The organism is Streptomyces sp. NPDC057654, assembly GCF_042800135.1.
In the GTDB taxonomy this organism is placed as follows: domain Bacteria; phylum Actinomycetota; class Actinomycetes; order Streptomycetales; family Streptomycetaceae; genus Streptomyces.
Genome location: NZ_JBHVHQ010000455.1, coordinates 1 through 6,769 on the forward strand (window position 1 = coordinate 1; position 6,769 = coordinate 6,769).

The following is a 6,769-nucleotide window of genomic DNA, read 5'->3' on the forward strand; positions in this document are numbered from 1 at the left end:
CCGGCCGCCCGTCCTGCTCGTGGCCGGGGCCAGCAGCGGGATCGGCGCGGCCGTCGCCGCGCGCGGCGCGCGGGACGGGGCCCGCGTCGCGGTGTGCGCCCGGCGCGCCGACGCGCTGCGCGAGGTCGCGGACGCCTGCGGCGCGACGCCGTACGTGGCCGACGTGACCGTACGGAGCGAGGTCGACCGGCTGGTCGCGGACGTGGTGCGCGACCACGGCCGGCTGGACGGCGTGGTCGCCAACGCGGGGACCATCCGCCCCGGCGGGCTGCTCGAACTCGGCGACGAGGACTGGGACGTCACGCTGCGCACCAACCTCACCGCCGTTTTCCTGCTGGCCCGCGCGGCCCTCCCGCATCTTGTCGCCGCGCGCGGCGCGTTCGTCACGGTGGGCTCGGTCGCCGGGCTGCGGGCCGCGACGGGAGCGGGCGCGTACGCCGCGTCCAAGGCGGGCGCGGCCATGCTGACGAGCGTCATCGCCGCGGAGTTCGGCCCCCAAGGGGTGCGCGCCAACACGGTCTGCCCGGGGTGGACGCGTACGGAGATGGCCGACGAGGAGATGCGGGAGTTCGCCGGTGACGCGGCGCCCTTGGACGCGGCGTACGCGCGGGCCACCGCGCTGGTGCCGCAGCGGCGGGCGGCGGCGGCCGAGGAGGTCGCGGACGCCGTGCTGTGGCTCCTCGGGCCGCGCTCGTCGTACGTCAACGGGGCGACGCTGACCGTGGACGGCGGTCTGACCATGGTCGACGCGGGGCGCGTGCCCTTCGACTTCACGCTCGCGCCCCGGTGACCCGCCGGGGGGTGCCCTACGCTCCCCCGCCCCGCTCCAGCAGGGTCCCCCCGTTCCAGCAGACCCCCACTTGGCGGTAGTAGGCCCCGATCGGCTCCTCGACGGTGAGGGCGGCCAGTTCCTCGGTGGGCGACTCGAAGAGCTCCAGGTCGGCGTCGGCCGCCCAGGCCGGGCCGGCCTCGAAGGACGCGGCTCCGCTCTCGACGAGTTCGTCGAGGGCGAGCCCCGTCCCGTCGATGGAGGGCATCCAGCGGTGGTGGGCCATCGGGTGGCCGTTCACGAAGCCGTTCGTCTGCGAGGGTTCGCGCAGTGTGGCGACCGCCTGGGCGAGCCGCCGGTCTCCGGCCGCGAGGGTGGCGCCGAAGACGGCCCCGGCCTCGATGCGGGGCGCGGGCCCGTACGGGTGGGGCCGGGTCAGGTGGATGGAGCCGAGTTTCTTCGGGTAGCCCTGGTGGATTCCGCGGGCGAGGGCGAAGTCCTTGTCGACCCAGATGTGGACGCAGCGCGAGTACGTTCGGCCGCGGTAGCCGCAGCGCACGACCGCGAAGCACTCCTTGTACTGGCCGCGCACCGGGTCGAGCAGTTCGTCCTTGCCGGCGCCGCAGGACTGCCAGTCGGCCCAGATCAGGGCGACGGCGCCGGGGTCCTCGGCGGCGGGGACGAGCGGCGCGGGCAGCAGTTCGCGGACGCGCGCGGGGTCGGTGCGGTATTCGATGGTGAGCAGGTCGCCCGAGTAGTACCAGGGCGGGGCCGGGATCAGCGACGCCCGCCCCGTGGCGGTCTTGGGCGGAAAGAATCCTCGGACGGTCGGCACGGTGGGCACAGCGGACTCCTGGAGTTCCTCGCCGGACTAATCGTTTGGGTCCGTACGTTATGACCTCGGCCCCGAGTTGTCACGAGCGGGCCGCCGTCGCCGCCGATTCGCCGCACCCCCTTGCGCGGCCCCCGCCCTCTTCATATTGTTCGACCCCAAACGATCCTCAACGACGCCCCCACTCGGCCCCACCGATTTCCCGAGTGAACCCCCGCACACGCCCCGCAGGAAGGCTGGACAGGGTGAGCGAAGAGAGCCCCGCACAGGACGACCGCGCCCGCCGGGCCGTCACGGCGCTGCGCGCACAGAACATCGACGTGGTGCGCGTCGTCTACCCCGATCTGCTGGGCGCCGACCGCGCCCGCGACATCCTCGTCGACCACCTGCCGGCCGCCGTGCGCAGCGGCCTGACGTTCTGCCGCGCCGTCTACCACACCAGCCCCCAGAGCGACGTCGTCCCCATGCCGGGGGGCCTGTCGGCGGGGATGCCGGACATCTCGGTCCGGCCCGACCTGGACACCCTGCACCCGCTGCCCTGGGAGCCCGGCGTCGCCTGGTGCCTGGGCGACGCCCTCGACCCGGCGACCGGCGGGGCGGCCACCGAATCCCCCCGCGACCTGCTGCGCGACGTGCTGGAGCGGTGCGGCGCACAGCCGCACGCGGTGATCGGCCCCGAGCTGGAGTACTACCTGTGCGAGCGGGACGAGCGCTCGGCCACCGGCTGGTCGCCGTACGGACAGGCCCCCGGCAACGTCTACAGCGCGGGGCTGCGCGGCGACCCCGACGGCCATCTGCTGCGCACCCTGCGCCACTTGAAGGAGCTGGAGATCGGCGCGACGGCCGGGAACCGCGAGTTCGGCAGCGGCCAGTTCGAGATCAACCTCGACCACTCGTCGGCCCTGGACGCCGCCGACCGCGCGTTCCGCTTCAAGACGGCGATCAAGGAGATCGCACGCACGGAGGGGCGGCTGGCGACGTTCATGGCCAGGCCCTTCAACGAGGAGGGCGGTTCCGGCTTCCATCTGCACCTGTCGATGGTGGACGCGGACGGCCACAATGTCTTCGAAGGCCGTGCCGATGAGGACGCGGACGCGCACGGGCTGTCCTCCACCGCGCGGCACGCCATCGCCGGCGTCCTCGCCCACGCGCCCGCGCTCACCGCGCTGCTCAACCCGACCGTCAACTCCTACAAGCGCTTCGGCCCCGACACCCTCGCCCCCTGGCTGATCGACTGGGGGCTGGACAACCGCAGCGCGATGGTGCGCATACCGCCCGAGCGCGGCGACGGCACCCGCCTGGAGCTGCGCCTCGGGGACGCCACCGCCAACCCCTATCTCGCCGTCGCGGGCGTGCTCGCCGCCGTGGCGCTCGGCCTGCGGGAGAAGAAGGAGCCGCCCGAGCCGCTGCGCGGCTACGGCTACCAGGAGGGGACCGCGGCCCGGCTGCCGGGCACGCTCGGCGCGGCGCTCGACGCGCTGGAGGGCGACGCGGACCTGACCGAGGTACTGGGGGCCGACTTCACCCGCTCGTTCCTCGCGTACAAGCGCAACGAGATCGCGCGGTTCCAGCAGTACGTCACGGACTGGGAGTTCAAGGAGTACGCCTTCCTCCTGTGACGGCCCAGCAGTGCGCCCGGCCCGCCGCCCGATCCGAAGGACAGCCGCCATGACCGTCACGTCCACCGCACCCGAACCCCTCCCCCTCGACGCGATCGACCTCGCCGACCACGACAACTTCACCGACGGCGAGCTGCCCTGGCGGATGTTCGACACGCTGCGCCGCGAGGACCCCGTCCACTGGCAGCCGGAGCCCGCGCCCGGCAGCGGCTTCTGGGCCGTCACCCGGCACGCGGACATCGTGCGCGCGGGCAGCGACCCGGAGACGTTCACCTCCACCCGCTTCACCAACCTCGAAGAGGTCGACGAGGACCACCGCGAGCTGCGCCGCTCCCTCCTGGAGACCGACGGCCCGCGCCACCGGGCCATGCGGCGGCTGCTCCAGCGGCAGTTCACGCCGCGCGCCGTCGCCGCGTACGAGGTGTTCCTGCGCGGGCTGACCGCGCGCACCCTGGACGCGGCTCTCGCCAAGGGGAGCCGCTTCGACTTCGTACGGGAGATCGCGGCCGACTTCCCCATCAACGTCCTCGCCCGCATGCTCGACGTCCCCGAGCACGACACCCAGCGGCTCATCGACTGGGGCAACCGCATCATCGGCAACACCGACCCCGACTACGCGGACGTCCTGCTCGGCACGGAGGAGAGCGAGCGCTACCGCGACCTGCCGTTCCGCAGCCCGGCGGCGCTGGAGGTCTTCGCGTACGGGCGTGAGCTCGCCGCGCGCCGCCAGGGCGCCGACGGCGACGACCTGGTGAGCCGGCTGGTCAACGAGCCGCTGTCGGACGGGGTGCCGCTGTCGGCGCGGGACTTCGACAACTACTTCCTGCTGCTGGTCGTCGCGGGCAACGAGACCACCCGGCACGCCATCTCGCTCGCCACGCTCGCCCTGATCGACCACCCGGAGCAGCGGGAGCTGCTGCGCCGGGACCCGTCCCTGATACAGGGCGCGGTGGAGGAGTTCCTGCGCTGGTCCTCCCCCGTCTACCACTTCCGGCGCACCGCGACCCGCGACACCGAGCTGGGCGGCCGGCGGATCGCCGAGGGCGACAAAGTCGTCCTGTGGTACGCCTCCGGCAACCGCGACGAGGCCGTCTTCGACGACCCCTACCGCTTCGACGTCACCCGCTCCCCCAACGACCAGCTCACCTTCGGCAAGGGAGGCCCGCACTTCTGCCTGGGCGCCTCGCTGGCCCGCCTGGAACTGCGCGTCATGTTCGAGGAGCTGCTCCCCCGCCTCGCCGGCATCCGCCTCACGGCCGCCCCCCGCCGCGTCCGCTCCAACTTCGTCAACGGCCTGAAGGAGCTGCCGGTCGAGGTCGCCCTGGCGTAGCCGCGGGCGGCCGGCAGCGCGTCATCGAGAACGCGCGAGCGCCCGTCAGGCCCACCGGCGGAGTATCAGCAGGGCCGTGGCCGTGAGGCCGACCGTGACGACGCAGCCGCGCAGCACCGCCGGAGGCATGCGGCGCGCCGTGCGGGCGCCGAGTCGGCCGCCGATGAAGGAGCCGACCATGAGCAGGGCGGCGGGCAGCCAGGCGATCGGCGCGATGATGACGAACACCACGGCGGCGGCCGCGTTGACCAGGCCGATGCAGACGTTCTTGATGCCGTTGAGGCGCTGGATGTTCTCGTTGAGCAGCAGGCCGAACAGGGCGAGCAGGATCACGCCCGCCGCGGCCCCGAAGTAGCCGCCGTAGACCCCGGCGACGAAGATCCCGGCCCACAGGGCGGGCCCGCCGCCGGCCGCCGCCTTCTCCGTGCGTTCGCCGAGTCGTCGCTTGAGCCACGGCTGGGCGACCACGAGCAGGGTGGCGATCAGCACCAGCGCGGGGACGACGGCGTCGAACGCGGCCGGGGGCAGCACGACGAGCCCGAAGGCGCCGATGACCGCGCCGACGAGTGCGACGGCGCCGAACCGCGCGACGCGGTGCAGCTGCCCGCGCAGTTCGTGCCGGTAGCCGTACGCGCCGCTGAAGTTGCCGGCCACGAGCCCGACCGTGTTGGACATGTTGGCGAGTACCGGCGGATAGCCGCTGGCCAGGAGGACGGGGAAGGTCACGAGGGTGCCCGAGCCCACGATCGTGTTGATCACCCCCGCCAGCACCCCGCTGGTCAGCACGAACGCCGCGGTCGGCCAGGTCACCGCGGCCCCGCCGCGAGGAAGTGCCGGAAGCGGCGCGCCACTTCGTACGGTGCGGTGGCGGGGCGGCCGAGCCGCTCCGGCGAGCCGGGAGCGATACGGGCGTGCAGCAGATGCGGGCCCGGCCCGGCGAGAGCCGACCGGAACGCCGCGGCGAAGCCGTCCGCGTCATCACTGGCGGAGGCCGACCGGTAGCCGCAGGCGAGCGCGACGCGGGCGAAGTCGACTCCGGCGGAGACCGTCGCCTGCCCGCCGGTCGAGTCATGGACGCCGTTGTCGAGGATCACATGGACGAGGTTGCGCGGCGCGGCGGCTCCGATGGTGGCCATGTTGCCCATTTTCATCAGCGCCGCGCCGTCCCCGTCGAGCACCACGGTCGTGCGCGCCGTGTTCAGCGCGACGCCGAGGGCCATGGCCCCGGCGCAGCCCATGGAGCCGACCTGGTAGAGGTGCTGCTCCCGGTCGGCCAGGGTGAACAGTTCCCGTCCGCACTTCCCGGTGGTCGCGATGACGGCCGCCTCGGCGGGGACCGCGGCGAGGACGGCTTCCAGGACGCGGGTCCGCGAGGGGCGGGGCCCGCCGCGGGTACGGTCCTCCACCGCCCCGGCGCGCGGCACAGGCGTGTACGGGGCCTGGTCCAGCGGTTCGTCCGGGGCGACCGTGCCCTTCCGCATGATGAGCGCGGTGGGGAGTTCGCCGTCGGCCATGAGTTTCGCGGCCTCGTCCAGGGCGGGGCCGATGAGTTCGGGCCGGTCGGGGAACGGCCGGTGCGGGATGCGGATGGTGGTCAGCAGGTCGTGCGTGACGGCGCCCATGACCTCGTGCTGGGGCTCGTCCTGGACGCCCGACTGCCCGCGCCAGGTGCACACGAGCAGGAACGGGATGCGGAACGGGTGGCTCAGTGAGGTGAGGGGGTTGACCATGTTCCCCAGCCCCGAGTTCTGGCACATCACGACGGGCCGCCGGCCCGCCAGCCACGCGCCGCCGGCCAGCGCGACGGCCTCCCCCTCGCTCGTCGCGCCGACGTAGCGCAGCTCCTGGTGGCTGATGGCGCCGTTGATGAGCGGGGTGAGGAACGAGCACGGGACCCCGGTGTAGAAGTCGAGGCCCCGGCCGAGGGCCGCCCGCAGGAACTCCCCGGCGCGGATCACGAGGTGGCCTCGGGGGTCCCGGTCGGCAGATAGCGGCGGCCGGCGTCGTCGAGTTCGTCGTAGTCGAGGAAGTCGAAGATCTCCTTGACGGGGGCGAGGGCCGGTTCCACGTCGCTGAGCCGGTGGTTCTCGAAGACGGACCGGCTGACGTCGCGCATCGCCTGCACCGAGGCCCGCATGTTCTGGTTGGCCCAGATCAGCGTCGAGACGCCCGCGCGCTCGAACGCGTCGACGCCCACCGCGTGGTATGTCGTGGGCGTG

Annotated in this window: 6 protein-coding genes and 1 pseudogene; 3 read left to right on the forward strand and 4 right to left on the reverse strand. The window is 73.4% G+C overall.

The annotated features are described in order from the left end of the window. Window positions 1-790, forward strand: a 790-nt coding sequence (locus ACFU99_RS27575) for an SDR family NAD(P)-dependent oxidoreductase (RefSeq protein WP_384396892.1), incomplete at its 5' end; no start/stop codon positions are given. Between the two features lie 16 nt (window positions 791-806). Here the strand turns inward: ACFU99_RS27575 and ACFU99_RS27580 are convergent. Further along, window positions 807-1,604: an acetoacetate decarboxylase family protein gene (locus ACFU99_RS27580; protein ID WP_384396906.1), complete on the reverse strand. Its 798-nt coding sequence runs from the start codon at window positions 1,602-1,604 to the stop codon at window positions 807-809. A 242-nt stretch (window positions 1,605-1,846) separates the two neighbouring features. Between ACFU99_RS27580 and ACFU99_RS27585 the strand changes: the two genes are divergently transcribed. Together ACFU99_RS27585 and ACFU99_RS27590 are read left to right on the forward strand one after the other, a co-directional pair. Beyond that, on the forward strand, window positions 1,847-3,220 hold the full coding sequence (locus ACFU99_RS27585; protein WP_384396895.1) for a glutamine synthetase family protein: 1,374 nt from the start codon (window positions 1,847-1,849) through the stop codon (window positions 3,218-3,220). Between the two features lie 49 nt (window positions 3,221-3,269). Next, window positions 3,270-4,550 carry a cytochrome P450 gene (locus ACFU99_RS27590; protein WP_384396898.1) on the forward strand — a complete coding sequence of 427 codons (1,281 nt, stop codon included), beginning with the start codon at window positions 3,270-3,272 and terminating at the stop codon, window positions 4,548-4,550. Between the two features lie 45 nt (window positions 4,551-4,595). Here ACFU99_RS27590 and ACFU99_RS27595 read toward each other — a convergent pair whose 3' ends face one another. The 3 genes and pseudogenes from ACFU99_RS27595 to ACFU99_RS27605 all read right to left on the reverse strand — a co-directional run. After that, window positions 4,596-5,360 (reverse strand): sulfite exporter TauE/SafE family protein, encoded by a 765-nt coding sequence (locus ACFU99_RS27595; protein ID WP_384396901.1) that lies wholly within the window; start codon window positions 5,358-5,360, stop codon window positions 4,596-4,598. Beyond that, window positions 5,357-6,508, reverse strand: a complete 1,152-nt coding sequence (gene aepY / locus ACFU99_RS27600) for a phosphonopyruvate decarboxylase (RefSeq protein ID WP_384396903.1) — start codon at window positions 6,506-6,508, stop codon at window positions 5,357-5,359. Before aepY ends, ACFU99_RS27595 begins: the two co-directional genes overlap by 4 nt. Then, window positions 6,505-6,769 (reverse strand): annotated as a pseudogene (locus tag ACFU99_RS27605) (phosphoenolpyruvate phosphomutase); the annotation flags it as partial. The pseudogene ACFU99_RS27605 and the gene aepY, both read right to left, overlap by 4 nt.

Excerpts from the sequence above, each read along its gene's own strand:
- ACFU99_RS27590 (WP_384396898.1), top strand. The coding sequence starts at position 3,270 with ATGACCGTCACGTCCACCGCACCCGAACCCCTCCCCCTCGACGCGATC.